The following is a 1,104-nucleotide window of genomic DNA, read 5'->3' on the forward strand; positions in this document are numbered from 1 at the left end:
CGCAGCTAACGCATTAAGTGCCCCGCCTGGGGAGTACGGCCGCAAGGCTAAAACTCAAAGGAATTGACGGGGGCCCGCACAAGCGGCGGAGCATGCGGATTAATTCGATGCAACGCGAAGAACCTTACCAAGGCTTGACATGTTCTCGATCGCCGTAGAGATACGGTTTCCCCTTTGGGGCGGGTTCACAGGTGGTGCATGGTTGTCGTCAGCTCGTGTCGTGAGATGTTGGGTTAAGTCCCGCAACGAGCGCAACCCTCGTTCCATGTTGCCAGCACGTAGTGGTGGGGACTCATGGGAGACTGCCGGGGTCAACTCGGAGGAAGGTGAGGACGACGTCAAATCATCATGCCCCTTATGTCTTGGGCTTCACGCATGCTACAATGGCCGGTACAATGGGTTGCGATACTGTGAGGTGGAGCTAATCCCAAAAAGCCGGTCTCAGTTCGGATTGGGGTCTGCAACTCGACCCCATGAAGTCGGAGTCGCTAGTAATCGCAGATCAGCAACGCTGCGGTGAATACGTTCCCGGGCCTTGTACACACCGCCCGTCAAGTCACGAAAGTCGGTAACACCCGAAGCCGGTGGCCTAACCCTTGTGGGGGGAGCCGTCGAAGGTGGGACCAGCGATTGGGACTAAGTCGTAACAAGGTAGCCGTACCGGAAGGTGCGGCTGGATCACCTCCTTTCTAAGGAGCATCAGTGCCCGTTGCATCACCGCGTGTGTGATGGCGGGTTGCTCATGGGTGGAACATCAATGAATGGTGCCAGTGGTGGTGCCGACAGTGCTCGAGTACGTCATGCCTGTGAGGGTGTGGTTGGAATGGGTGCTGTTGGTGGCTGCGAGCTGGTGTTGGCACACTGTTGGGTCCTGGAACAGCAGGCACCCTGGCCTTGGGGTTGGGGTTGTTGTTTCTGGTCTCCGTACCTTGTGAAGCTGGCCTTGTGGGTTGGTGGATGGGGTGTGGGTTGTTGTTTGAGAACTGCATAGTGGACGCGAGCATCTTATTTTTTTGTTGCTGCATCGTTGATCGCACTGTTCCCCCTGGGGTGGTGTGTGAGGTGTGGTGATGCCGAGAATGACATCTTAGTTAGATATTGCTC

General features: G+C 56.3%; 1 rRNA gene. It reads left to right on the forward strand.

The features are described 5' to 3' along the window. Nucleotides 1-689: ribosomal RNA gene (locus tag ACI2K6_RS17030) — 16S ribosomal RNA — on the forward strand; the annotation flags it as partial. Nucleotides 690-1,104: the final 415 nt, after the last annotated feature.

It is taken from the genome of Microbacterium sp. NPDC006705 (genome assembly GCF_044903545.1).
Taxonomy (GTDB): Bacteria; Actinomycetota; Actinomycetes; order Actinomycetales; family Microbacteriaceae; genus Microbacterium; species Microbacterium plantarum.